This window comes from Mycolicibacterium novocastrense, assembly GCF_001499835.1.
Lineage (GTDB): Bacteria > Actinomycetota > Actinomycetes > Mycobacteriales > Mycobacteriaceae > Mycobacterium > Mycobacterium novocastrense.
The window spans coordinates 97,707-122,025 of record NZ_LQIH01000065.1 but is presented as its reverse complement, the minus strand read 5'-3'; the positions used below and the strand labels follow the sequence as shown (position 1 = coordinate 122,025).

At 69.0% G+C, this 24,319-nt stretch carries 25 protein-coding genes; 8 read left to right on the top strand and 17 right to left on the bottom strand.

The annotated features are described in order from the left end of the window. The first annotated feature begins 2 nt into the window (after positions 1-2). Positions 3-638, top strand: coding sequence for a PaaI family thioesterase (locus tag AU072_RS26020; protein WP_064416416.1), 636 nt, complete (start codon positions 3-5; stop codon positions 636-638). Beyond that, positions 635-1,495 carry a TIGR03619 family F420-dependent LLM class oxidoreductase gene (locus AU072_RS26015; protein WP_064416415.1) on the top strand — a complete coding sequence of 287 codons (861 nt, stop codon included), beginning with the start codon at positions 635-637 and terminating at the stop codon, positions 1,493-1,495. The genes AU072_RS26020 and AU072_RS26015 overlap by 4 nt, the downstream gene beginning before the upstream one ends. Here AU072_RS26015 and AU072_RS26010 read toward each other — a convergent pair. From AU072_RS26010 to glnA, 3 genes are all read right to left on the bottom strand, one after another. Further along, positions 1,492-2,457, bottom strand: coding sequence for an asparaginase (locus tag AU072_RS26010; RefSeq protein ID WP_064416492.1), 966 nt, complete (start codon positions 2,455-2,457; stop codon positions 1,492-1,494). The two genes, AU072_RS26015 and AU072_RS26010, sit on opposite strands and share 4 nt — an antisense overlap. 58 nt (positions 2,458-2,515) lie before the next feature. Then, a complete protein-coding gene (locus tag AU072_RS26005) occupies positions 2,516-3,055 on the bottom strand; it encodes a DoxX family protein (protein ID WP_064416414.1) in 540 nt (179 codons plus the stop codon). Positions 3,056-3,130: 75 nt separating this feature from the next. Further along, positions 3,131-4,567: a type I glutamate--ammonia ligase gene (gene glnA / locus AU072_RS26000; RefSeq protein WP_064416413.1), complete on the bottom strand. Its 1,437-nt coding sequence runs from the start codon at positions 4,565-4,567 to the stop codon at positions 3,131-3,133. A 154-nt stretch (positions 4,568-4,721) separates the two neighbouring features. On the opposite strand from glnA, the gene AU072_RS25995 reads away from it, so the two are divergent. Further along, positions 4,722-5,204: an RDD family protein gene (locus AU072_RS25995; RefSeq protein WP_064416412.1), complete on the top strand. Its 483-nt coding sequence runs from the start codon at positions 4,722-4,724 to the stop codon at positions 5,202-5,204. A 17-nt stretch (positions 5,205-5,221) separates the two neighbouring features. On the opposite strand, the gene AU072_RS25990 is transcribed toward AU072_RS25995, so the two are convergent. From AU072_RS25990 to sucB, 6 genes are all read right to left on the bottom strand, one after another. Beyond that, complete coding sequence (locus AU072_RS25990) at positions 5,222-7,027, bottom strand: amidohydrolase (protein ID WP_165595606.1); 1,806 nt, start codon at positions 7,025-7,027, stop codon at positions 5,222-5,224. A gap of 62 nt (positions 7,028-7,089) precedes the next feature. Beyond that, the gene (locus tag AU072_RS25985) at positions 7,090-7,842 is read right to left on the bottom strand and encodes a DUF4191 domain-containing protein (RefSeq protein ID WP_064416411.1); all 753 of its coding nucleotides are present in this window, start codon (positions 7,840-7,842) and stop codon (positions 7,090-7,092) included. A 4-nt stretch (positions 7,843-7,846) separates the two neighbouring features. Continuing rightward, the gene (gene lipA / locus AU072_RS25980) at positions 7,847-8,803 is read right to left on the bottom strand and encodes a lipoyl synthase (RefSeq protein ID WP_064416410.1); all 957 of its coding nucleotides are present in this window, start codon (positions 8,801-8,803) and stop codon (positions 7,847-7,849) included. Beyond that, the gene (lipB, locus tag AU072_RS25975; protein WP_064416409.1) at positions 8,803-9,483 is read right to left on the bottom strand and encodes a lipoyl(octanoyl) transferase LipB; all 681 of its coding nucleotides are present in this window, start codon (positions 9,481-9,483) and stop codon (positions 8,803-8,805) included. The genes lipA and lipB overlap by 1 nt, the downstream gene beginning before the upstream one ends. Positions 9,484-9,493: 10 nt before the next feature. Further along, positions 9,494-10,399, bottom strand: a complete 906-nt coding sequence (locus AU072_RS25970) for a TIGR01777 family oxidoreductase (protein WP_064416408.1) — start codon at positions 10,397-10,399, stop codon at positions 9,494-9,496. A gap of 19 nt (positions 10,400-10,418) precedes the next feature. Then, on the bottom strand, positions 10,419-12,272 hold the full coding sequence (sucB, locus tag AU072_RS25965) for a 2-oxoglutarate dehydrogenase, E2 component, dihydrolipoamide succinyltransferase (protein ID WP_064416407.1): 1,854 nt from the start codon (positions 12,270-12,272) through the stop codon (positions 10,419-10,421). Positions 12,273-12,430: 158 nt separating this feature from the next. On the opposite strand from sucB, the gene AU072_RS25960 reads away from it, so the two are divergent. Both AU072_RS25960 and AU072_RS25955 read left to right on the top strand, forming a co-directional pair. Next, positions 12,431-12,787, top strand: coding sequence for a hypothetical protein (locus AU072_RS25960; RefSeq protein WP_064416406.1), 357 nt, complete (start codon positions 12,431-12,433; stop codon positions 12,785-12,787). A gap of 50 nt (positions 12,788-12,837) precedes the next feature. Continuing rightward, positions 12,838-14,604, top strand: coding sequence for an SDR family oxidoreductase (locus AU072_RS25955; protein ID WP_064416405.1), 1,767 nt, complete (start codon positions 12,838-12,840; stop codon positions 14,602-14,604). 99 nt (positions 14,605-14,703) lie between these two features. Here AU072_RS25955 and AU072_RS25950 read toward each other — a convergent pair whose 3' ends face one another. Together AU072_RS25950 and AU072_RS25945 are read right to left on the bottom strand one after the other, a co-directional pair. Then, the gene (locus AU072_RS25950; RefSeq protein WP_064416490.1) at positions 14,704-16,224 is read right to left on the bottom strand and encodes a leucyl aminopeptidase; all 1,521 of its coding nucleotides are present in this window, start codon (positions 16,222-16,224) and stop codon (positions 14,704-14,706) included. 17 nt (positions 16,225-16,241) lie between these two features. Further along, positions 16,242-17,327 (bottom strand): adenylate/guanylate cyclase domain-containing protein, encoded by a 1,086-nt coding sequence (locus AU072_RS25945; RefSeq protein WP_064416489.1) that lies wholly within the window; start codon positions 17,325-17,327, stop codon positions 16,242-16,244. Positions 17,328-17,387: 60 nt separating this feature from the next. On the opposite strand from AU072_RS25945, the gene gcvT reads away from it, so the two are divergent. Together gcvT and AU072_RS25935 are read left to right on the top strand one after the other, a co-directional pair. Next, positions 17,388-18,482, top strand: a complete 1,095-nt coding sequence (gene gcvT, locus AU072_RS25940; protein WP_064416488.1) for a glycine cleavage system aminomethyltransferase GcvT — start codon at positions 17,388-17,390, stop codon at positions 18,480-18,482. Positions 18,483-18,504: 22 nt separating this feature from the next. Next, a complete protein-coding gene (locus tag AU072_RS25935) occupies positions 18,505-19,611 on the top strand; it encodes a branched-chain amino acid aminotransferase (protein ID WP_064416404.1) in 1,107 nt (368 codons plus the stop codon). 23 nt (positions 19,612-19,634) lie between these two features. Here AU072_RS25935 and AU072_RS25930 read toward each other — a convergent pair whose 3' ends face one another. The 5 genes from AU072_RS25930 to AU072_RS25910 all read right to left on the bottom strand — a co-directional run bounded on the left by AU072_RS25930 (position 19,635) and on the right by AU072_RS25910 (position 23,061). Next, positions 19,635-19,967 (bottom strand): DUF732 domain-containing protein, encoded by a 333-nt coding sequence (locus AU072_RS25930; protein WP_064416403.1) that lies wholly within the window; start codon positions 19,965-19,967, stop codon positions 19,635-19,637. A 93-nt stretch (positions 19,968-20,060) separates the two neighbouring features. Then, the gene (locus tag AU072_RS25925) at positions 20,061-20,783 is read right to left on the bottom strand and encodes an adenosylcobinamide-GDP ribazoletransferase (RefSeq protein WP_064416402.1); all 723 of its coding nucleotides are present in this window, start codon (positions 20,781-20,783) and stop codon (positions 20,061-20,063) included. A gap of 3 nt (positions 20,784-20,786) precedes the next feature. After that, positions 20,787-21,842, bottom strand: coding sequence for a nicotinate-nucleotide--dimethylbenzimidazole phosphoribosyltransferase (gene cobT, locus AU072_RS25920; protein WP_064416401.1), 1,056 nt, complete (start codon positions 21,840-21,842; stop codon positions 20,787-20,789). After that, positions 21,839-22,369: a bifunctional adenosylcobinamide kinase/adenosylcobinamide-phosphate guanylyltransferase gene (locus AU072_RS25915; RefSeq protein ID WP_064416400.1), complete on the bottom strand. Its 531-nt coding sequence runs from the start codon at positions 22,367-22,369 to the stop codon at positions 21,839-21,841. The genes cobT and AU072_RS25915 overlap by 4 nt, the downstream gene beginning before the upstream one ends. 5 nt (positions 22,370-22,374) lie before the next feature. Continuing rightward, positions 22,375-23,061, bottom strand: coding sequence for a DUF3043 domain-containing protein (locus AU072_RS25910; protein ID WP_064416399.1), 687 nt, complete (start codon positions 23,059-23,061; stop codon positions 22,375-22,377). Between the two features lie 135 nt (positions 23,062-23,196). Between AU072_RS25910 and AU072_RS25905 the strand changes: the two genes are divergently transcribed. Then, a complete protein-coding gene (locus AU072_RS25905; RefSeq protein WP_064349908.1) occupies positions 23,197-23,571 on the top strand; it encodes a HesB/IscA family protein in 375 nt (124 codons plus the stop codon). A gap of 16 nt (positions 23,572-23,587) precedes the next feature. Here AU072_RS25905 and AU072_RS25900 read toward each other — a convergent pair whose 3' ends face one another. Next, on the bottom strand, positions 23,588-24,220 hold the full coding sequence (locus AU072_RS25900; RefSeq protein ID WP_064416398.1) for an Rv0361 family membrane protein: 633 nt from the start codon (positions 24,218-24,220) through the stop codon (positions 23,588-23,590). Positions 24,221-24,319 lie beyond the last annotated feature (99 nt).

Genomic DNA, 24,319 nt, shown 5'->3' with positions numbered 1-24,319 from the left:
CGATGAGCATGGATTTCGGGTTCGACGTGATCACCGACGAGGAGTACGAGCGCCAGCGCGCGCTGTACGGCCCGCTGACCGAGGCGGTGCGCCGGCTGATCTACGCGAGCCTGCACACCGAGATCGACGAGACCGCGGTGGCCGACGCGCAGGCAAAGATCGAGGCCGTCACGCAGATTCTCGAGAGCACGCAGCGCCCGGTGTCGTCGACCCTGCGGCACGAGGTCACGGGCCGTCCGCTGGCGTGGGCGAATCCCGCTGTGGGACTGCGTAATGCGATCGCACCCCCGATGGTCATCCATCACGAGGACGACGGCCGCTGCTGGAGTGAGTTCACGCTGAGCGGCGCCTACGAAGGCCCGCCCGGATGGGTGCACGGGGGTATCTGCGCGTTGGTACTCGACCATCTGCTGGGCGAGGCCGCCAGCGACGGCCTGACCCAACCGAAGTTCACCGGCACCATCTCGCTGCGCTATCTGCGCGGCACACCGCTGGGGCCGCTGCGGGCGGAGGCGTTCGTGGAGCGGTCCGAGGGGGTCAAGACATTCGCCCGCGGATATCTGCTCGACGCGCAGGGGCCCACGGTGGAGGCCGAGGGCGTGTTCATCCAGCCGGCGTGGGCGAGGGATGCCGGATGAGGTTCTATGTCAGCCTGGCGTTCCTCGACACGACGGAAGTCGTCGAGATCGCCAAGGCGGCAGACGATCTCGGATACGAGGGGCTCGGGATCCCGGACCACGTGGTCAACCTCGAGACGTTGGAGACGCCGTACCCCTACACCAAAGACGGCAGCAGGCGCTGGGAGGCGTTCACCGACTGGCCCGATCCCTGGGTGCTGATCGGCGGGCTGGCCCTCGTGACCTCACGATCGCGGTTCGTCACTACCGTGTATCTGCCCGCGATGCGCGACCCCTACTCGGCGGCGAAGGCGATCGGCACCGCGGCCGTCCTGGCCGGCGGCCGACTCGAACTCGGCATCGGTGTCGGCTGGTGCGAGGAAGAGTTCACGTTGATGGGTCAGCAGTTCGCGCGGCGCGGAAAGCGCACCGACGAGATGCTCGAGTTGATGAAGGAGCTCTGGAAGCCGGGCTGGACGGAGTTCGACGGCGAGTTCTACCAGACGCCGAAGCTGGAGATGGAGCCGACGCCGCCGCCGATCCCGGTGTACGTCGGCGGGCTCTCGGATATCGCGCTGCGCCGCGCGGCGCGCCACGACGGCTGGATCGGCGACCTGATCACCACCGATCGGGCCCTCGAACGCGTGGCCAAACTGCGCGAGCTGCGCGCCGAAAAGGGTTTGACCATGGACGGTTTCGAGGTGCTGACACCGCTGACCGACGCGTTCACCCCCGATCACTTCGACCGAGCGCAAGCCGGCGGCATCACCGGCATCATCACCATGCCGTGGATGTTCTACGCGGGCCCGCACGCCTCGTTGGCCGAGAAGATCGACGGGATGAAGCGGTTCCGCAAGGACCTTCGGCTCGACGCTTAACCCCAGCGCGCGATCACGTCGCCCACCGGTTGGCCCGCCGCGAGAGCCGCCATCACCAGCACCCGGGCCTGGCTGGGCCGAAGGGTCGGCACCATCACCGCCCCCGCCTTGACCATGTCGTCGCCGGGGCCGTACTCCGCTTTGACGGGGCCGGTCGGGACGCGGGTCGAGATCGCGAACGCGACGCCGGCCGGCGCATGCCGACGGACCGCGTCCACCACGCCCTCGCCGGCGTTGCCGGAACCCAGCGCCTCGACCACGATTCCGCGGGCGCCCGATGCGACGGCGGCATCGATCGGTCCGGGTCCGTCCCCGGGGTAGGCGGCCACGATGTCGACCCGCGGGGCGGCGGCGGCCGATACCTCGGCGATGAACGGGCGCCGCGCCGGCTGGGACAGGTTGAACGTGTTGTCGCCGACCGTTCCGATGGGTACGCCCGCGAACGCCGACAGGGCCGCGGTGTCCATCTTCCGGGTGCCCAGTGCCTGAAACACGGTGCCGTCGAACACGATCAACACACCCTGCTCGCGGGCGGCCGGGCTGGCCGCGACGGTCAGTGCGTCCCGCAGGTTCTTGGGCCCGTCGGCGTCGGGGGCGTCGGAGGACCGCTGCGCACCGGTCAGCACGATCGGCGGGGCACCGCGGTAGGTGACGTCCAGCCACATCGCGGTGTCCTCCATGGTGTCGGTGCCGTGCGTGATCACCACCCCGTCGGCGCCGCCCTCCACCGCGTTCTTGGCGGCCGCGCCGATCGCGTCCCAGTCCGCGGGGGTCAGCTGCGAGCTGTCCTTCTGCATCAGGTCGACGATTTCGACGTCCAGTCCGGCGGCGAGTTCGTCGCCCCCGACGGTGGGCCGCCGCACTCCGCTGGGGTCGGTGCTCGTCGCGATCGTGCCGCCGGTGGTGATCACGACCAGGCGGGCGTTCTGGGCACCGGCCGGCGAAGCCGCCGGGCCGAGCATGCTCGTCACCGTCGCGACCGCTACCGCGGCCGCCAGAAGTCCTCTGCGCATCCGCGCGTCACCGCCGGAAGCGGCTCAGCAGGCCGCGCCGCCGAACCGGCGCAGCGGTGGTGGCCGCCGGTGCGGCCGTGCCGCTGACCACACGTCCGGGCGCCGCGGCACCGACTCGGGTGCGGCGCCGGGCGTCGGCCGACCAGGCGCCCGGACCCGTCGTCGCCAGCAGCAGGAACGCGAAGCAGTACATGATCGCCGCCTCGCCGCCGTTGCCGCCCATCTGCGCATCGAACGGCCAGAAGCTGGCGGCCGGGCCCTCCAGCGGCGGCCAGTGCATCCAGAAGTACGCGACCGCCATATGGCCGGCCGCGATGAACGCGGCGATCCGCGTGAACAGGCCCACGGTGATCAGGATGCCTGCGACGAATTCGATGAGACCGGCCCACCAGGCCGGCCAGGTTCCGACCGGTACGGCCGCACCCAGGGGCCAGCCAAAGAGCTTCATCGAGCCGTGCAGTGTGAACAGCAGACCGAAGATGATCCGGAAGATGCTCAGAACGGGGGAGGAGTAACTGGCAAGACGGGCATCGAAGGTGGTCGTCATGCGCGTTTACCCTACGCGCAGACGCACTTCGGGCCGGGCGGTTTGACCCGCCCGGCCCGAAGTGTCGACTGGTGTTTACACGTCGAAGTACAGCGCAACCTCGTAGGGGTGCGGCCGGATCTGGACCGGCAGGATCTCGTTCTCGCGCTTGTAGGAGATCCAGGTCTCGATCAGGTCCTCGGTGAACACGCCACCCTCGGTGAGGTAGTCGTGGTCCTCTTCGAGCTTGTCGATGACCGCCGACAGCGAGGTGGGCGCCTGCGGAATGTTGGCGGCCTCCTCGGGCGGCAGTTCGTAGAGGTCCTTGTCCACCGGGGTCAGCGGTTCGATCTTCTTCTTGATGCCGTCGATGCCTGCCATCAGCATCGCCGCGAACGCCAGATACGGGTTACCCGAGCTGTCGGGGCAGCGGAACTCGAGGCGCTTGGCCTTGGGGTTGTTGCCCGTGATCGGGATGCGCACACACGCCGAGCGGTTCCGCTGGCTGTACACCAGGTTGATCGGCGCCTCGTAGCCGGGCACCAGGCGCTTGTAGGAGTTCACCGTCGGGTTGGTGAACGCCAGCAGCGACGGCGCGTGGTGCAGGATGCCGCCGATGTAGTGGCGCGCGAGGTCCGACAGGCCCGCGTAGCCGGACTCGTCGTGGAACAGCGGTTGGCCGTCCTTCCACAGCGACTGGTGTGCGTGCATGCCCGAGCCGTTGTCACCGAACAGCGGCTTGGGCATGAAGGTGACCGTCTTGCCGGCCTGCCATGCGGTGTTCTTGATGATGTACTTGAACAGCAGCACATCGTCGGCCGCATGCAGCATCGTGTTGAACTTGTAGTTGATCTCGGCCTGGCCCGCGGTGCCGACCTCGTGGTGGCCGCGCTCGAGCACGAAGCCCGCGTTCTGCAGGTTGGTCGCCATCTGGTCGCGCAGGTCGACGTAGTGGTCGTACGGCGCGACCGGGAAGTAGCCGCCCTTCGGGCGCACCTTGTAACCGCGGTTCGCGCTGCCGTCGGCCTCGACCGGTTCGCCGGTGTTCCACCATCCGGCCTCGGAATCCACCTCGTAGAAGGTGCCGTTGATCCTGGAGTCGAACGTCACCGAGTCGAAGATGTAGAACTCGGCCTCGGCGCCGAAGTACGCCGTATCGGCGATGCCGGTGCTGGCCAGGTAGTTCTCCGCCTTGCGGGCGACGTTGCGCGGGTCGCGCGAGTAAGCCTCGCGGGTGAAGGGATCATGCACGAAGAAGTTCATGTTCAGCGTCTTCGCGGCACGGAACGGGTCGATACGTGCGGTCTCGGGGTCCGGCAGCAGCATCATGTCGGATTCGTGGATCGACTGGAATCCGCGAACCGACGAGCCGTCGAAGGCCAGACCGTCCTCGAAGACATCTTGGGTGAAGGCCGAAGCCGGGATCGAGAAGTGCTGGACGACGCCGGGCAGATCACAGAACCGGATGTCGACGTATTCGACATCCTCATCCTTGATCAGCTTGAGAATGTCGTCGGCCGTCTTTTCTGCCACTGAGTTTTCTCCTTTATCCAGTAACTCGCGGGTTGACGCTAAGGACACGATGTTGCACGGTCGTCAACCGAATGTTGCGCTGAAGTTACGCAATCACATCTGGGTCAGTCGCCGGCGGCCGATGGACTTTTTTCAGTCCCATATCCTTCAGTGTATGGCCCGCACACTCGGGTCCTGGCTGTCGGGACCGGATCCGACCAGCGACGCGGGACCCAACGACTATCCCGGCAAGCGCCTCGGACTACCGGAGACCGGTCCGGGGTCCATCGCCCGGTTCGGCAGGCGGATCGCCGCGCTGATGCTCGACTGGTTCATCGCATACGGGCTGGTGGGGCTCGCGGTCAACCTCGGATTCATCAGCAAGGACGCTTTCCTCTACTCGCCGCTGGGTTCGACGTCCATCGCCGTCGTCTGGCTCGTCCTGGGCATCGTCTCGGTGCGGTTGTACGGCTTCACACCCGGGCAGTGGGCGCTGGGGCTGCGGGTCGCCTCGATCGACCACCGCCAGCACGTCGGCATCGGCCGGGCCGCGGTGCGTGGTCTGCTGGTGTTCTTCGTCATACCCGCGCTGTTCACCGACAGGGACTTCCGCGGCTATCAGGACCGCTTCACCAACACGGCGGTCGTCCGGCGCTGAGCGGCGGCGGCGAAACGTCACGCCTCGTGGCGGATCTGGCCGTTCATCATCGTCATCGTGACGTTCGCCCGGGCGATGTCGTGCGGGTCGATCGCGAAGATGTTCTCATCCACGACGATCATGTCCGCGAGCTTGCCGACCTCGAGCGACCCCACCTTGTCGTCCATCCGGATCTGATAGGCCGCGCCGAGCGTGTTGGCGCGCACCGCCTCCGCGACGGTCAGCCGCTGGTCGGCGGGCGCCAGCACCGGCGCCTGCGGCCGGCCGATCAGCTGACGGGTGACACCGATCTGGATCGCTTCGAGCGGCTTGTGGGTGGAGAAGTAGCCCGCGGCCGGCCAATCGGTGCCCAGCGAGATTCGTCCGCCCGACTTCAACACATCGCGGGGGCGGTACATCAGATCCCGGCGTGGCGGACCGTAGCGGGCGGCCATGTTCTGCAGCGTGTCCGGATCGGCGGACATCCAGTTGGCCGAGAACTGGGCGACGACGCCGAGTTCGCCGAAGCGCCGACTGTCGGGGTCCTCGACGTAGACCAGGTGCGCGATGGCGTGCCTGCGGTCGCGCGGGGGATTGGTGGCCGAGGCCCGCTCGATCGCGTCGAGGGCGACGCGGGCGGTGCGCTCGCCGCAGGCGTGCACGTGCACGTCGAAACCCGCGGCGTCGACCTGACCGATGAGCTGGTGCCACTGTTGTTCGGTGAACGGCGAGCCGCCGGTGGAGTCGGGTTTGTCGGCGTAGGGCTCGATGAGCCAGGCGGTGTATCCGCCCTGGGTTCCGTCGCCGACGATCTTGACGACGTCGGCCCGGACCAGCTCGGTGGAGAACCGGTCCCTGATGTGGGTCAGCTCCTGCACGACGTCGTCCACCGGCGCCGATCGCACGCTGTAGGAGGCGACGACGCGGAACGGCAGCTGCCCGCGGTTCTCGACGTCGGTGTACAGGCCGATCAGCGCTCCCTGATCCGAGCCGATGGGTGGCACGCCGGCGTCGAACACCGACGTGATGCCGGCCGCGGAGGCCTTCGGCAGCCACGCCTCGAGCAGCCGCCCCATCGTCTGCGGTGAGATCGGCTCGATCGCGTCGACGAGACCCAGCACGGCGTTGACCTCGAGCACATATCCGGTCGGATCGCCGTTGCCGTCCCGCGCGTAATAGCTGAAACCCGGAATCGGATCAGGGGTGTCGCGGTTGACGCCGGCGATCTCGAGCGCCTTGCTGTTGGCCCACAGGCTGTGCCCGTCGATGGCGAAGAAGAAGCCCGGCCGGTCGGGCAGGACGCGGTCGAGGTCGGCGCGATCGGGTCCGTCGGGGCCGAACATGTCGACGCGCCAACCGAATCCGCGCACCGGCCCGGTCGGGTTCTGCTTCGCGTACCGCTCGATCGCGGCCAGCGCGTCCGCGCCCGTCGGCAGCTGCAGGTCGACACCGGAGGTGAGGAAGGCGCCGAGGAACGGATGGGTGTGGCCCTCGACGAAGCCGGGCATCAGCAGCCGGCCCCCCAGGTCGACCACTCGGGTGTCGGGCCCGGCCAGCGCCATGGCGCCCGCCTCGTCGCCGACGTGGGTGATGGTGTTGCCACGTACCGCGACCGCCTTCACCCACGGTGCCGGGCCGGCGACGGTGTAGATCGGTCCGTTGCGGAAGACGTAGTCGGCGCCCTGGTCTGCGGCCGTGGCGTCGGAGCCCGTCCCGGACGGGTCACCGGCCGAGCAGGCGCTGGCCGCCGTCGCGGCGAGAACCACAGCGCCGGCGCGCAGCACGGTGCGTCGAATCGCCCCGAATGCCGCGAAATGGGGCGCCCACTCACAGGCGGTACACATACCGCGCCTCCGGACGCAACCCGCCCGAAGTCAGCGGCGTCGTCTGCTCTTCGCGCAAGCGCTCATCGCCGCCGCACCGTACGCTGCACTCCGCGCATCTTGGCCTGCGCCGGCAGCGGGCCCTTCGGCATCGCCGCGGGTCCGACCTTGGTGCCCAATGCGGCCAGCCGCGACTCCAGGGCGTCCAACTGCTTGACGGTGATGTTGGCGGGCAGCTTGTTCAGGTGACGCTCCAGTTTGGCCAGCGGCACCTCGCCCTCGCCGTTGCCGATGATGACGTCGTAGATCGGGGTGTCGCCGACCAGCCGAGCCGTGCGCTTCTTCTCCTGCGCCAGCAGCGGCCGCACACGCGACGGCGACCCCTCGCCGACGAAGATGACACCGGGCCTGCCGATCACCCGGTGCACCGCGTCGAAGTGGCCCGTCGCCGCGACACCCGGCGTCACACGCCACTTGCCCCGCATGTTGTCCAGTGCCCAGGCTGCGGCGCCCGTCTGGCCCTCCGCCTTGCTGTACACCGACTTCTGGGCGCGCCTACCGAAGATGATGAACGCGACCAGGGCGCCGAGCACGATGCCCAGCGGAATCATCATGTAGGTGGTGAAGCCGCCCGCGAAGATGCCGAACGCCACCGAAGCGGCGACGATCAGCACGAATGCACCGATCATGTACGGCAGCAGACGCTTGTCCTCTTTGCGCTGAAGCTGGAACGCCTGCCACAACTGGCTGCGGCGCTGTTTCGACGCCGCCTTACGAGCCGCCTTGGCTTCGGCCTTGGCGGCCTTCAGTGCCTGGGGATTGCGGGTTTTCGCCATTGCTTCAGGATACGGACGCCGATTTCGCCTGCGCGTACAACCGACCGGCACGGTAGGACGAGCGCACCAGCGGTCCGGCCAACACACCGGCGAAGCCGAGGCGCTGAGCGAACTGCTCGTGTTCGACGAACTCGTCGGGGTGCACCCAGCGCTCCACCGGGTGGTGGCGCACCGACGGGCGCAGGTACTGGGTGATCGTGACGATATGGCAGCCCGCGTCGTACAGATCGGTCAGCGCCGCCCGCACCTCATCGGGCGTCTCGCCCATCCCCAGGATCAGGTTCGACTTCGTCACCAGCCCGAAGTCGCGCGCCGCGGTCAGCACGTCGAGGCTTCGCTCGTAGCGGAACGCGGGCCGGATGCGCTTGAAGATCCGCGGAACCGTTTCGACGTTGTGCGCCAACACTTCTGGGCGGGACTCGAACACCTGCCGCAGCAGGGCCGGGTCGCCGTTGAAGTCGGGGATCAGCAACTCGACGCCGGTGTTGGGATTGAGCGCCTTGATCGCGCGGACCGTCTCGGCGTAGAGCCACGCACCACCGTCGGGCAGGTCGTCGCGGGCCACGCCGGTCACGGTCGCGTACTTCAGGCCCATCGCCTGCACGCTCTCTGCGACCCGACGCGGTTCGTCACGGTCCAGTTCGGCGGGCTTGCCGGTGTCGATCTGGCAGAAATCGCAGCGACGGGTGCACTGCTCACCGCCGATCAGGAACGTCGCCTCGCGGTCCTCCCAGCACTCGAAGATGTTGGGGCAGCCGGCCTCTTCGCAGACGGTGTGCAGGCCCTCGCGCTTCACCAGCGCCTTGAGCTCCTGGTACTCCGGGCCCATCCGCGCGCGGGTCTTGATCCACGGCGGCTTGCGCTCGATCGGCGTCTCGGCGTTGCGGACCTCGAGACGCAGCAGCCGCCGGCCTTCCGGAGCCGCATGGCCGGCGACATTGGATGAACGAGCGACAGTCACTACGCCAACGCTACTACCAGCCGCCCGTCGAGGGCATCACACACGGCGTCGGCCACCTGGTCAGCGATGTCCGCGACGGCGATGCGGCGACCCAGTTCAGCCGTCAGCGAAGTGACCCCGGCGTCGGAGATTCCGCACGGCACGATCGCGCTGAACGCGGACAGGTCGCAGTCGCAGTTCAGCGCGAACCCGTGCAGCGTGGTCGCCCGCGAGACCCGGATGCCGATTGCGGCGATCTTGCGGGCCGGTCCAGAATCGTCCGCTGGGACCCACACCCCGGAGCGGCCTTCCACCCGGCCGGTCCGCACGCCGAGGTCGGTGCAGACCTTGATCAGCGACTCCTCGAGCCGCCGCACGAAGTTGACCACGTCGAGTGGTTCGGCCAGGCCGATGATCGGATAGCCGACGAGTTGGCCGGGGCCGTGCCAGGTGATCTTTCCGCCGCGGTCGGTGTCGATGACGGGGGTGCCGCCGGCGCCGGGGTTCGGCCGCTCGGTGGCGAGTGTGCGCCGCCCAGCGGTGTACACCGGCGGGTGCTCGAGCAGCAGCAGGGTGTCCGGGCCGCCCGCGACGCGCTCGTCGGCGATCGCTCGCTGCAGCTGCCAGGCGCTCTCGTAGTCGACCGAGCCCAGCCGGCGCACCTCGACCGGCACTGTCGCCGACCGGATCGATTGGGTCATGATGACGACGCTACTCCGGGTGCGCGGTGGCGAACGCCAACGCTTCACCAATGGTGTTGTGGTGGAAGACGAATCCGGCCCGCTCGAGTGCGGCGGGGATGGCGCGTTGACCGCCGAGCAGACCCTCGTCGGCGAATTCGCCCAGTGCGGCGCGCAGCGCGAACCCGGGCACCATCAGCGGTGTCGGGCGGTTGAGCGCGCGGCCCAACGCGGTGGTGAACTCGGCGTTGGTTACCGGCGCCGGGCCGGTGAGGTTCACCGGACCGGACAGCTCGTCGCGCGATATCGCGAACAGCAGCGCGCGGATCTCGTCCTCGAGGCTGATCCACGGCATGTACTGGCGGCCGTCGCTCAGCCGAGCGCCCAGTCCCAGGGAGAACAGCGGCTTGAGCCTGCCGAGCATCCCTCCGGCCTGCGCCAGCACCAGCCCCGACCGCACGAGCACCACCCGGGCGCCGTCCTGCCGGGCGGGCCAGGTCGCGGCCTCCCAGTCCACGCACAGGTGGGCGAGGAACCCGTCGCCTGCCGGGGCCGTCTCGTCGGTGATCTGGGATCCGGTGTCGCCGTAGTAGCCGACCGCGCTGGCGTTGATCAGCACCGGCACACCGGCCTCGGCGACCGCGGTGGCCAGCACCTCGGTCGGTCCGATGCGGCTGTCGCGCAGGCTCTGCTTGAAGGCGCCCGACCACCGCTTCTCGCCGACGTTCACCCCGCACAGGTTGACCACGGCGTCCACCCCGGCCAGCATCGCGGGGTCGAATTCGCCCGTGTCGGGGTTCCAGAACACCTCGTCGGCGTTGGACGGCGCGCGCCGGACGATGCGGAGCACCCGATGGTCGGTGGCGCGCAACGCGTAGACCAGAGCCGTACCGATCAGACCGGACGATCCCGCGATCGCGATGACGGGTTCGGACACGAGATTCTCTAGAGGCGTTCTAGAGGCCCAGATCGGCCTCGAATGCGCCTTCTTCGAGGCGACGCTTGATGGTGGTCAGGAAGCGTCCGGCGTCGGCGCCGTCGATCAACCGGTGGTCGTAGGTCAGCGGCAGGTAACACACCGAGCGCACACCGATCGACTCGTTGCCGAACTCGTCGGCGATCACCCGCGGCCGTTTGACGATCGCCCCGGTTCCCAGCATCGCCGCTTGCGGCGGGACCAGGATCGGCGTGTCGAACAGCGCGCCCTGGCTGCCGATGTTGGTGATGGTGAACGTCCCGCCGGACAGTTCGTCGGGCTTGAGGTCACCCGACCGGGCGCGCGTGGCGATGTCAGCGATCGCGCGGGCCAGCCCGGCCAGCGACAGATCACCGGCGTTCTTGATCACCGGCGAAAGCAGACCCTGCTCGGTGTCGACCGCGATCCCGAGGTGCTCGGCGTCGTAGTAGGTGATCTCCTTGGTTTCCTCGTTGTAGCTGGCGTTGACGTTGGGGTGCGCCTTGAGCGCGTCGATGACGGCGACGGCGATGAACGGCAGGTACGTCAGGTTCACGCCCTCGCGTTCGGCGAAGCCGGCCTTCGCCCGTGCCCGCAGCGACACGATCCTGGTCATGTCGACCTCGTGGGTCTGCGTCAATTGCGCTGTCGCCTGCAGGGATTCGCGTGTCTTCTTTGCGGTCAGCTGCCGGATCCGGGTGGCCTTCTGCGTGGTGCCGCGCAGGTGTGCGAGCGAAGCGGCCGGCGCGTTGGCATCCGCGGACGCCGTCGCCGCCGCAGCCGACCTGCCCGGAGACTCGGCCGCCTTGTCGGTCGACTCCGCCGGCGCCTTGCCCGCCTCCGCGGCCGCGAGCACGTCCTGCTTACGGATGCGGCCGCCGACCCCGGTGCCTTTCACGCTGGCGAGGTCAACGTTGTTCTCCGCGGCCAGCTTTCGCACCAACGGGGTGACGTAGGGCCCCGAATCGCTCGCCGGCTGCGGCTCGGGCTTGGGCTCCGGTTTGGGCTCGGGCTTCTTGTCTTCCTTGGGCTCGGGCTTGGACTCCTGCTTCGGTTCCGGCTTCTTGTCTTCCTTGGCCTCGGGCTCGGGTTCCGGTTCGGGTTCGGGCTCGGGCTCGGGTTCTGGCTCGGGTTCTGGCTCGGCCTCGGCTTCTGCGTCGGCATCACCGATCTTGGCCAGCTCGCCGCCCACCTCGACGGTGTCGTCCTCTTCTGCGGTGATCGAGATCAAGGTGCCCGCCACGGGCGAGGGAATCTCGGTGTCGACCTTGTCGGTTGACACCTCGAGCAGCGGCTCGTCGACTTCCACGCTGTCGCCGACCTTCTTCAGCCATCGGGTCACGGTGCCTTCGGTCACCGACTCGCCGAGTTCGGGCATCAGCACCGGCGTGGACTTACCTGAGGCCCCACCCGAGGACTTCGCGGCGGGCTTGTCCTCCTTCTCCTCGGGCTCGGGTTCTGATTCCGTCTCTTCGGCGGCGGGCTCGGGCTGCGCGGCCGGTTCCTCGGCCGGCTTCTCCTCTTCGGCGGGCTGCTCCTGGTCCTCCGAGCCTTCATCGTCGCCGTCCGACGCGTCGTCCTCGGAGTCATCGGAGCCTGCGGAGTCGCCGTCCTCGTCGGCATCGCCGATGACCGCCAACTCGCCGCCCACCTCGACGGTGTCGTCCTCCTGGGCGATGATCTTCTTCAGCACACCGGAAGCGGGCGCGGGGATCTCGGTGTCGACCTTGTCGGTGGAGACTTCGAGCAGAGGCTCATCCTGTTCGACCGTGTCACCCTCTTGCTTGAGCCATCGGGTGACAGTCCCCTCGGTAACGCTCTCACCGAGTGCGGGCATCTGAACGGAGATGGCCATTGATTGACTCCCTCGCTCCCTTGAACGGTCGTCAGTCGTGCTGGGTGATTGTCTGCATACCCATCCTGTCACGTCCGGACTCGCAGTTCGCCGCAGACCGTCCGACCCACTCCTCTGGCACTATCGGAAAGAGGCGATCGGAGGGAGCGCGGACGCGAGTGGGAGTCCTCGACAGGTTTCGGCGCGGTAAGCGCAAAGGCGTGGGTCCGGGTGGCGACCCCGCCGCGGATCTGAACTATCTCCGGCAGTGGGTCGCCACCCACACCGGCGTGGAAGCTTTCGTGGAACCCAAGACCACCGTCACCGACGTCACCGTGGTGCTGGTCGCCGCCGACGGGGAATGGACGCGGCGGCGCGCCGGGGGAGACGCCGGCGCACGCCGGCTGTCGGAACGGCTGAAGATCCCGGTCTACGACGTGCAGAAAGTCGGCTACCCGCAGCGGATGCGTGACTACGACGAGAAGCGTCGCATCGAGCGCCGACGCGCTGCTCGCCGCGAACTCGACGAGCGCTGACGAACGCACTGATACGGTACCGGCGGTTCCGCCAAGTCACGGGAGGTGCGATGGGGGACGTCGCTGCGCGGTTCGTCGACAGCACGGACGACGTGCGGATCGCGGTCTACGAAGAAGGCGATCCTGAGGGTCCGACCCTGGTCCTCGTGCACGGGTGGCCTGACTCGCACGTGCTATGGGACGGCGTCGTCCCGCTGCTGTCCGACCGGTTCCGCATCGTGCGCTACGACAACCGCGGCGTCGGTAAATCGACTGGGCCCAAACGGGTTTCGGCCTATCACATGTCTCGGTACGCGGACGACTTCGAAGCGGTCATCGCCGAGGTGAGCCCGGGCGAGCCGGTGCACGTGCTCGCCCACGACTGGGGCTCGGCGGCCATGTGGGAATACCTGGCCCGGCCGGGGGCCGGCGACCGGGTCGCGTCGTTCACCTCGATCTCCGGACCCAGCATCGACCACCTCAACGCCTTCATCACCAGCAGCCTGGTGCGCCCGTGGCGTCCGCGCCGATTCGTGCGCGCACTGAGTCAGTTCCTGTCCTTCGCCTATATGGGCTTCTTCTCGATCCCGGTGCTCGCACCGCTGGCGGTGCGTGGCTTCGTCGCGAACCTGGTGCGCCAGCTCCTGTTGGTGCGCGACGGCATCCCGCATGAGCAACTGCACCACGGTGCGACCTATAAGGCCGATGCCGCCAAGAGCGTCAAGGTCTACGGCGCCAACTACCTGCGGTCGATGGCGCCGGGGCGCAAGGACCATTACGTCGATGTCCCGGTGCAGCTCATTGTCAACACCAGGGACCCGTTCGTGCGGCCCCACGTCTACGAGGACACCGCCCGATGGGTGGCGCGACTGTGGCGCCGCGACATCTCCGCCGGGCACTGGTCGCCGATGTCGCATCCGCAGGCCATCGCCCGCTCCGTCGAGCAGCTCGTCGACTTCCTCGGCGGTAAGCCGCCCGCGCGTGAACTGCTGCGCGCGCAGGTCGGCAGGCCACGCGAATACTTCAGCGACACACTGGTTTCCATCACGGGTGCGGGAAGCGGTATCGGCCGTGCGACGGCGTTGGCATTCGCCCGCGAGGGCGCCGAGATCGTGGTCAGCGATGTCGACGAGGGCACCGCGAAGGAGACCGCGGCGCAGGTCGCCGCGCGCGGCGGGATCGCGCACGCTTACACCGTCGACGTGTCCGACGCCGACGCCGTCGAACGGTTCGCCGAAAAGGTGTGCGCAGAACACGGGGTGCCCGACATCGTGGTCAACAACGCCGGCGTCGGGCACGCGGGCATGTTCCTGGACACCCCGCGCGAGGAGTACGACCGCGTGCTGTCCATCAACTTCGGTGGAGTCGTCAACTGCTGCAGATCTTTTGGGCGCAGGATGGTCGACCGCGGGCTCGGTGGGCACGTCGTCAACATCTCCTCGATGGCGGCGTACTCACCGCAGCAGTCGATGAACGCCTATGCCACCAGCAAGGCGGCGGTGTTCATGTTCGGCGACTGCCTGCGCGCGGAATTGGACCAGGCGGGCGTCGGCCTGACCACGGTGTGCCCCGGTGTAATCGACACCAACATCGTGCACACCACCCGGTTCGACATCCCCGACTCCAAGCGGGACAAGGTCGAAGCCCGTCGCGCGCAGCTCGAGAAGGCGTTCTCCCGGCGGCGCTACGGCCCGGACAAGGTGGCGAACGCGATCGTGTCGGCGGTCAAGAAGAACAAGCCGATCCGCCCGGTCGCCCCGGAGGCCCACATCGTCTACGGCGTCGCACACCTTCTGCCGCAGGTGATGCGCAGCACCGCTCGCGGCAAGGTCGTCTAGCGCCGAAGCCGACGCTTTGGCGGGTTTTCGCGAGTGACAGCCGCCAAAGCGTCGGTCCCGGCGGAAGGGCCTACCCGCTCGCCGCTCCGGCGGAGGGGCCTACCCGCTCGCCGATATGTCCTCCAGGACCGCGAACATCGTCCGCGTCGGCACACCCGTGCCGCCCTTACCCGTGTAACCCCACGGCCCTCCGGTGTTGTACGCCGGGCCGGCGATGTCGATGTGGGCCCACTGCACACCCTCGGGCACGAACTCGCGCAGGTAAGTCCCCGCGACGAGCATGCCGGCATAGCGCGAACCGCTGACGTTGGCGAGGTCGGCGACCGTCGACTTCAGATCGTCCTTGAGTTCCTCGGGCAACGGCATCGCCCAAGCGTTCTCGCCGACCGCCTGCGAAAGACGCGCCACCCGGTCGCGGAACTCGTCACTGCCCATGACCCCCGGAGTGCGGGCGCCGAGCGCGACGGTCTGGGCACCGGTCAACGTCGACGTCTCGATCAGGTAGTCCGGCTTGTCCTCGCCGGCGCGCACGATCGCGTCGGCCAGGATCAGCCTGCCCTCGGCGTCGGTGTTGAGCACCTCGACCGTGATGCCGCCGTATTGCGTCAACACGTCACCGGGGCGCTGCGCGGTCGCCGACGGCATGTTCTCGGCCATCGGCACCGTGGCGATCACGTCGATGGGCAGCTTCTGCTTGGCCGCCAGCACCACCGTGGCGATGACGGCCGCCGCGCCGCCCATGTCGGAGGTCATGTGGTGCATGTTCGCCGCGGGTTTGATCGAGATACCGCCGGTGTCGAAGGTGATGCCCTTGCCGACCAGCGCGACACGCTTGCCCTTGCGCTTGGCGCCCTTGTGCGTCAGCCGGACCAGCCTCGGCGGCCGCGACGAACCCTTGCCGACGCCGATGATGCCGCCGTAACCGGCCTTCTCCAACGCCTTCTCGTCGAGGACCTCGACCGACAACCCGGCCGATTCACCCAATGCCTTTGCGCGCCGGGCGAACTCGTCGGGGAACAGGTGGCTGGGCGGAGTGTTGACGAAATCGCGGGCGGTGGCCACCGCGGTCGCGATGTCGGCAGCACGTTGTGCGGCCTCCTTGGTGGCGGACTTGGTGTCGGGGGCCAATGCGGTGATCTCGCGCAGGCCTGCGTCCTTGGGTGCGGTCTTGTCGCTGCGGAAGTCGCTGAACCGGTATGCGCCGAGAATCAGGCCCTCGACCGCGGCCGCCAGGTCCACGCCCGACAGTGTCGTCAGCACCGACTCGGTGCCGTTGAGCGAGCGGGCCGCCACGCCCGCCGCGCGGCGGATGACATCGGCCGGGTAGCCGTCGCGTGACTTACCGAGCCCGACGGCCAGCACGCTGCCCACCGGAAGCGACGGTGCCACGACGCGCGTGACCTGCTCGTTGCCGCCCTTGGCGCCCAGCGCCGCCAGCGCGGACTCGATCTCGGCGACCGCCGCGGCGTCCAGGAACGAGCTGGGCACCACCTTCGCCGCTGAATCGTCGTCCCCGTTCACCACGGGAACGATCAGCACCGAGCCGTCGGCTTTGCGTTTGGGCAGCGACGTGCTGACGGTGACGGTCGGGGTCTGGTATCCAGAGGTTGCAGGGCTCACGAATCCCAACCCTAGCTTCAGCAGCTGGCGTGCAGGTCGTAGGCCGTGACCGGATGCTGGAACCCCTTGAGCGTCAACGGTTCCAGCTGAGCCGCGGGTTGGTCGGGCAGCGCGTCGCGCACATCGCGCGCGGCCAGCACCTGGCCGGGCGCCGCGGCGCTGACCAGCCGCGCGGCCAGGTTGACGGGGGTACCGAAGTAGTCGCCTCCGATCGAGAGCACTAACCCGTACCCCAGGCCGGCCCGAACTCCCAACCCGCTCTCGCGGGCCCTCGGATACTCGACCAGGTCGGTCGCGACCTCGACGAGCTGCTCGGGGTCCGAGTTCACCCACATCACCTCGTCGCCGATGAACTTGACCACCCGGCCGCCGTCGCTGTGCACGACATCGCTCACCGCGCCGCTGAACTCGACCAACAGATCCGACAGCTCCGTGGGGCTCAGCCGCTGGGTCAGCACCGTGAACCCCGACAGGTCGGCGAACCCGACGCCGCAGGTCACCATGGCCGACGCATCGTGGATGACGTCCTCGAAGTACGCCCTGGCGCTGGTGATGTGGTGGCGCCACACCGAGTCCATCAGCGCCGAGATGCCGGGCACGAGCGCGGCGACCGAACGATAGGCGCGCGCGGTGGTCAATTCGTCATGGGTGTGCGTCATCAGCAGATCCGGCTGCGCGAGTCGGATCATCGTCCCGCTCGCCTCGGCCAGGCGCGCCATCGACGCACCGACGATCCGCAGGAAGTTGAGGGCGGCATCGGGGCCCGTCACCGCGCTGACCGTCTGCCACGACGCGAGCGCGTCGACGTCGGCGCGGCTCAGCGCGGGCACGTCGGGTCCGGCGACGCGCAGACCGAGCGCCTGCCAGGCGTGGGCGAGGTCGGCGAGCGGGACGCCGAGGTGCTCGGCGGCTGCCCGCAGCGTGTAGGTGGGAGGTCCAGACCACTGCAGGACGTCGCCGGCCAGGCCGAAGAGCCGGCCGCGGCGTTCGGCCTCGACCATGTCCTCGGCGGAAAAGCCCAGCGAGTCGAGGTAGGCGATCAACCCGGCCCGCGCATGGGCGTCGGCGATCCCGGCGGCTTGCAGCGCGTCGAGGTCGACCACCTGCACAAGTGTGCCAACTTCACGGCCCCATTAGGGTGGATCGGCGTGACGCACGGTGAGATGAATGACGTGTCGAAGGGCCCGCTGGAAGACCGCCACCGCGAACTGGGTGCGAGCTTCGCAGAGTTCGGCGGCTGGCTGATGCCCGTTTCGTACGCGGGAACGGTCAGCGAGCACAACGCGACGCGCAACTCCGTCGGGCTGTTCGACGTCAGCCATCTGGGCAAGGCGTTGGTGCGCGGTCCCGGCGCCGCCGAGTACATCAATTCCGCGTTCACCAACGACCTGCGCCGGATCGGCCCCGGCAAGGCGCAATACACGTTGTGCTGCAACGACTCCGGCGGAGTGATCGACGACCTGATCGCCTACTACGTCTCCGACGACGAGATCTTCCTGGTGCCCAACGCCGCCAACACCGCCGCGGTCGTCGAAGCGCTGCGCGAGCGCGCGCCTGCAGGCCTCACCATCACCGACGAACACCGGTCGTACGCGGTGCTCGCGGTTCAGGGACCGAAGTCCGCCGAGACGGTCGGCGGGTTGGGGCTGCCCACCGACATGGACTACATGGGCTACGCCGACGCCGAGTTCGCCGGCGTACCCGTGCGGGTCTGTCGCACCGGTTACACCGGCGAGCACGGCTATGAGCTGCTGCCGCCGTGGGACCGCGCGGGCGTGGTCTTCGACGCGTTGCTCGAGGCCGTCACGGCCGCACGTGGTGAGTGTGCCGGACTGGGCGCCCGCGACACCCTGCGCACCGAGATGGGGTATCCGCTGCACGGCCACGAACTGTCGCCGGACTTCTCGCCGTTGCAGGCCCGTTGCGGGTGGGCCGTCGGCTGGCGCAAGGACGCGTTCTGGGGGCGCGATGCGTTGCTGGCCGAGAAGGAGGCCGGCCCGGCCCGGCTGCTGCGCGGTCTCAAGGCCGTCGGCCGGGGAGTGCTGCGGGCCGATCTCACCGTCCTCGACGGCGACCGGCCCGTGGGGGTGACGACATCGGGAACCTTCTCTCCCACATTGAAAGTCGGCATCGGACTGGCCTTGATCGACACCGCGGCCGACATCGCCGACGGAGATCGCGTCGCGGTCGACGTCCGCGGTCGCGCGGTCGAGTGCGAGGTGGTCAAGCCCCCGTTCGTCGCGGCAAAAACCCGGTAGCGCGCGGATATACAATCGCTGCATGACTGACGGCCCCCTCGAGTTCACGGTTGAGCGCAACGCGAACCGGGCGAGCGACGAGGTACGGGGGTCGATCCTGGCCGAGCCCGGATTCGGCCGCTACCACACCGATCACATGGTCTCGATCCACTACCGGGAGGGCCTGGGCTGGCACGACGCGCGCGTGATCCCCTACGGCCCGATCGAACTCGACCCGTCGGCGATCGTGCTGCACTATGCGCAGGAGATCTTCGAGGGCCTCAAGGCGTACCGCTGGGCGGACGGCTCGGTCGTGTCGTTCCGGCCGGAGGCCAACGCGCGCAGACTGCGGACGTCGGCGCAGCGGCTGGCCATCCCGGAACTGCCCGACGATGTCTTCATCGAGTCGCTGCGCCAGCTCATCGCGGTCGACGAACAATGGGTCCCGCCCGCCGGGGGTGAGGAGTCGCTGTATCTGCGGCCGTTCGTGTTCGCCACCGAGCCCGGACTCGGTGTGCGGCCGGCGACCGAATACCGCTACATGGTCATCGCCTCACCGGCCGGCGCCTACTTCACCGGCGGCATCAAACCCGTCTCCGTGTGGCTGTCCACCGAATACGTGCGGGCCTGCCCGGGCGGGACCGGCGCCGCCAAGTTCGGCGGGAACTACGCCGCTTCGCTGCTCGCCCAGGCCCAGGCCGCCGACAACGACTGCGACCAGGTGGTGTGGTTGGACGCCGCCGAACGCCGCTACGTCGAGGAGATGGGCGGGATGAACCTGTTCTTTGTCTTCGGCAGCGGCGGGTCGGCACGGCTGGTCACCCCGGAGCTGAGTGGCTCGATCCTGCCCGGTGTGACCCGAGATTCGTTGTTGCAGTTGGCATCCGATGCTGGATTCGCGGTCGAGGAACGCAAGATCGACGTCGACGAGTGGCAGAAGAAGGCGGCCGCGGGCGAGATCACCGAGGTGTTCGCGTGCGGGACCGCGGCCGTCATCACCCCGGTCGGCACCGTCAAGCACGCCGAGGGCGAGTTCACCATCGCCGACGGCGGGCCGGGCGAGATCACGATGGCGCTGCGCGACACGTTGACCGGCATCCAGCGCGGCACGTTCGCCGATACGCACGGCTGGATGGCCCGACTCGGCTGAGCCGGACCACCCGCACCGTGCCGTCAGCCGATCAGGCTCTCGTGCTCGGGGCAGTAGGACGCGATCGACGCGCCGACGAAGAACGCCGAGTCCTCGAAGTCCAGCTTGGTGGCCTCGGACACCGCGTCGATCGCGGCGCTCAGGTCGCCGCCGTGGTCGATCACCGAGCAGGCGTCATGCGCGACGCTGATCGCCTCCGCGGCAGAGGGCGGCTTGATGCCCTGTTGGTTGATGACCTCGATGAACGTGTCGTCGACGGTGTTGGCCGGTGCGGCTGCCGCGGTCATGACCGCGGCGGTGCCCAGCGCGCCGACGGTGGCGGCGACGGCAACGGTGATGCGGCTGAGATCGAACATGTCACGGTTCCTTTCGATGGTGGGTCCCTCGCGGGTACCGAAAGGCTCCGACGTCGTCCTTGGCGGATTCTTGGCGACTTCTTGGAGCGGGGCTCAGGCGATGGCGAGCCCTAACGCCGTGATCGTCGTAGCCACCTCGATCGCGGCGCCGAGCACGTCGCCGGTGATCCCGCCGAAGCGCCGCACGCAGTGCGCGACGAGCGCCGCGCCGCACGCGAGTCCGGCCGCGACGGCCAGTGGTCCCTGCCAGGGCCGGGGGCCCGCGAATGCGGCCAGCCCGGCGACGGCGACGCTCCACGCGACGATGACGACCCAGGACTGGGTGCCCGCGACCCGCGCGCCCAGCGCGCTGCCCGCCGCGGCGGGCACGCCTCGACGGCACGCCAGCACCGCCGCGACCCGCCCGCACATGAGCGCCACCACCAGCCCTAGGGCGGTCAACCCGCCGAACGTGAACGCCTGCGCCAGGATCGCCAAGACCACCGCGGCCACACCGAACGGACCTGCCGAGCCGTCGCGCATCACCTCCAGGGCGCGTTGCGGCGGACCGTAACAGCCCAAACCGTCGGCGGTGTCGGCGAGACCGTCGATGTGCAGCGCACGCGTCACCGCGACGACGACCGCCACCGCCAGCAGCCCGGCCAGCGCCCCGGGCCCGAATGCCCACGACGCCGCCCACACCGTGGCCGCCGCCAGGCCGCCGATCGCCGCACCGGCCACCGGCAACGCCGTCAAAGCACCGCGCCCGACCGCCGCCCCATTCCGAACCGGTGCGACGGTGCCGAACGCGAAAGCCCCTGTGATCGAACGGATCACGTGCTAGTCCTCCCGGTGCATACGCGTGATCCCGGCGTCGTCGAACGTCGCCATCGACGCCAGCGTGGCCACCGCCGCCCGCACGATCGGCAGTGCGACCGCTGCCCCGGTGCCCTCGCCGAGGCGCATGCGCATATCGACGATCGGCTCGAGTCCCAGCCGGTTCAGCGCCACCTCGTGGGCGGGTTCGGTGGACAGGTGCCCGGCCCGCCACCACTGGCGGGCGCCGGGTGCCAGGCGTTCGGCCAGCAGCGCCGCCGCCGTCACCACCAGCCCGTCGAGCAGCACCGGCGTCCGCCGCACGGCCGCCTGCGCGCAGAACCCGGCGATCGCGGCCAGATCGGCCCCGGCGCAGATACGCAGCAGCGCAACGGGATCGGTGAGGCTGTTGCGGCACCGGTACAGCGCGTCGCGGACCGCGGCGGCCTTGCGCGCCCAACCCGCGTCGTCGACACCGGTGCCTCTCCCGACCAACACGACCGGCTCGGTGTCCGTGAGCGCCGCGATCAAAGTCGTTGCCGGGGTGGTGTTTCCGATGCCCATATCACCGGCGATCAGCAGGTCGGCACCCGAGTCGACCTCGTCGTCGACGATGCGCCTGCCGGCCTCGAGTGCGGCGGTGACCTCATCGGCGCTCAACGCGTCTTCGACCGTGATGTCGCCGCTGCCCCGACGCACCTTGTGCGCGCCGATCGACGGGGAGTGCGGTTCGTCGGTGTCGACCGCGATGTCGACGACCCGCACGGTGGCGCCGGCGACCTCGGCGAGCACGTTGATCGCCGCGCCGCCGGCGTCGAAGGCGGCGACCATCTGCGCGGTGACGTCCGGCGGGTAGGCCGAAACCCCTGCCGAGGCGACGCCGTGGTCTGCGGCGAACACCACCACCCGCGGGCGCGCAAGCGGCCGCGGGGGACACACCCCCTGACATGACGCGATCCACACCGCGAGCTCTTCCAGCCTGCCCAGGGATCCGGCGGGCTTGGCGAGTTGGTCCTGGCGTGCACGGGCGGCGGCGGCGACCTCGGCGGCGGGTGGCTGGACGGCGGGGAAGTCGGTCACACCGGCTCCTTCACGGCCAGCGGCTGTCCGGCGACGACGAGCACGACCCGATCGCAGGCCGCGGCGAGCCGCTGGTTGAGCGATCCCAGCTCGTCGGCGAACCGGCGACCTGCCGTCGTCACCGGAACGACCGTCAGCCCCACCTCGGGGCTGACGATCGCCAGCGGAGCGGGGAACCCGCCGACGGCCTCGAGCAGGTCGTCGACGTCCGCGGCGACCGAGCCGCCGGTCCACGCGCCCGCCCGGTCCATCGCCGCGGTCAGCCAGGAACCGATGTCGTCGACCAGCGTCGCGACGTGGTGCGCGCGCAATTGCTTTGCGACATCCGTGGTTTCGACGGTGGACCACCGATTCCGGCGTCGCGATCGGTGGGCGGCTACCCGGGCCGCCCACTCGTGGTCATCGGCGGGCGAGGGTCCGGTGGCCAGGTAGCACACCGGTTGCGCATCGGTCGCCTCCTCGGCGAGCGCGGCTTCGGCCCACTGCGACTTCCCCGACCGGATGCCGCCGAGCACCAGGGTGCGCACCGGGCTCAGGTGACCTTGTCGCCGCGGTTCACCTGCGGGCGCGGTGCGCGCATGCGACGCAGCTGCGAGGCGCGGCTGGCCGCGTAGAAGCCGAGCTTCCAGCCGCCTTCGGTGTTGTTCGGGAACTTCTCGTCGACCAGCCGGTTGACCCGGCGGCCGAGGACGAATCCGTCGATCACCATGATCAGCACCAGCACGAGCATCGCGGGGGACAGTAGGCGCTGCACCTGCACCGAGGGCACCGCGAGCATCACGAAGATCAGGCCGAGCGCCGACGGCATGAACAGCCCGAGAACGTTGCGGCGGGCGTCCACCAGGTCACGGACATAACGACGCACCGGTCCCTGGTCCCGGGGGAGCAGGTAGGCCTCTTCGCCGGCCATCATCCGCTCGCGGCGCTCGTTCATCTGCTCGCGGCGCGCCGCCTTCTCCTCGCGGCGCTCCTCACGGCTCATCTTGTTGCGCATCTCCTTGCGGCGGCGACGCGCTTCGGCGGCCGTCAGCGGGGCCGGTGCCACCGGGCCGCGCTTGCGGGCGGCCTGGGTGCGCTTGGGCGTGGGCCTGCCCTTGGGTGGGGTGGTGCCCGCGGGCCTGGCGGTGTCCTGTGCCCCCTCGGCGGTGTTCTCCGACACCTCGGCGCTCGACGCGTCGGCGGTCGGCTTGTCGTCTTTCTTGCGGCCCAGCAGCTTCACGCCTGCCAGGTTACTTCCGCCGCGAGGGGTGGCACTGCCTGGGGAGGAGGCCTGGGGACAGAACTCGGGAATAGCGTCGAGACGAGGTACCGTTGATTTGTACGCGCCACGACAATGAGGCCTACAGGAGACGTAATGACAGTTCAGGAAGAGTCGGCAGGAACCCCGGGGACGGCGACCGCCACCCACGGTGTGATCCTGACCGATGCCGCTGCCGCGAAGGCCAAGGCGTTGCTGGACCAGGAGGGCCGCGACGACCTCGCCCTGCGCATCGCTGTGCAGCCGGGTGGGTGCGCCGGACTGCGCTACAACCTGTTCTTCGACGACCGGTCGCTCGACGGTGACCTGTCCGCGGAATTCGGCGGCGTGAACCTGACGGTGGACCGGATGAGCGCACCGTATGTGCAGGGCGCGACCATCGACTTCGTCGACACGATCGAGAAGCAGGGGTTCACCATCGACAACCCCAACGCCACCGGCTCGTGCGCCTGCGGCGACTCCTTCAACTGATTTCCGACCCGGTCGGTCAGTACTGCCCCGAGGTGCGCGGCAGGTAGGAACACACCAGGATTTCGTTGCCTTCCGCCAACAGCTGAGCGACGGCCTGCTGTTCGCGGGTGTCGCTCTGTTCTCGGCGTGATCCGCCCGCAGGCGTCACCCGCATGGTGAACAGCACCTGAGCCTGGTGGGGCGAGGGCTGGACGATCTTGTCGATCGATATCACCTCGGCCTGCCTGTACTGCTTGCGGAACGCGTCGCCGGAGAGGCGCGCGAGCGCCAGGTCCGAGCGCTTCTCCTTCACCGCGTCGAAGAGCCCACATAGGGTGTGGCGGGCGACGGTCTCGTCGTCGCCGTTGGTCAGCGCGTCCAGGTAGTCCTGGATGGCGGCCGTGACCGAGGATTCGCTCAGCGCGTTCGAACCGGCCGGTTCCTCGTCACCACCCGCCATCGCGACGACCGCGACGACCGCCGCGACCAGCGCGAGCGCCACCACCGCCGCCAGGAGGATCGGCCACCGCTTCTTCTTGCGGTACGGCACCGGCGGCGGCAGCATGCCCGGGTACGCCGACGGCACATTCTCCGGATACGGAAGTGATTGCGGATACAGTTGCGGGCCGGTCGGTCCAGCGCCGTATTCGGGCGGGTACGGACCGGTCATAAATTTGCTCCCCCGAGATGTGGGTAGGAAGGTGCCTGTCTACAGTGCTGTCTTACGAGACTGGCATGTCTTTGTAGGCAGGTTAGCGCACGCTAAATA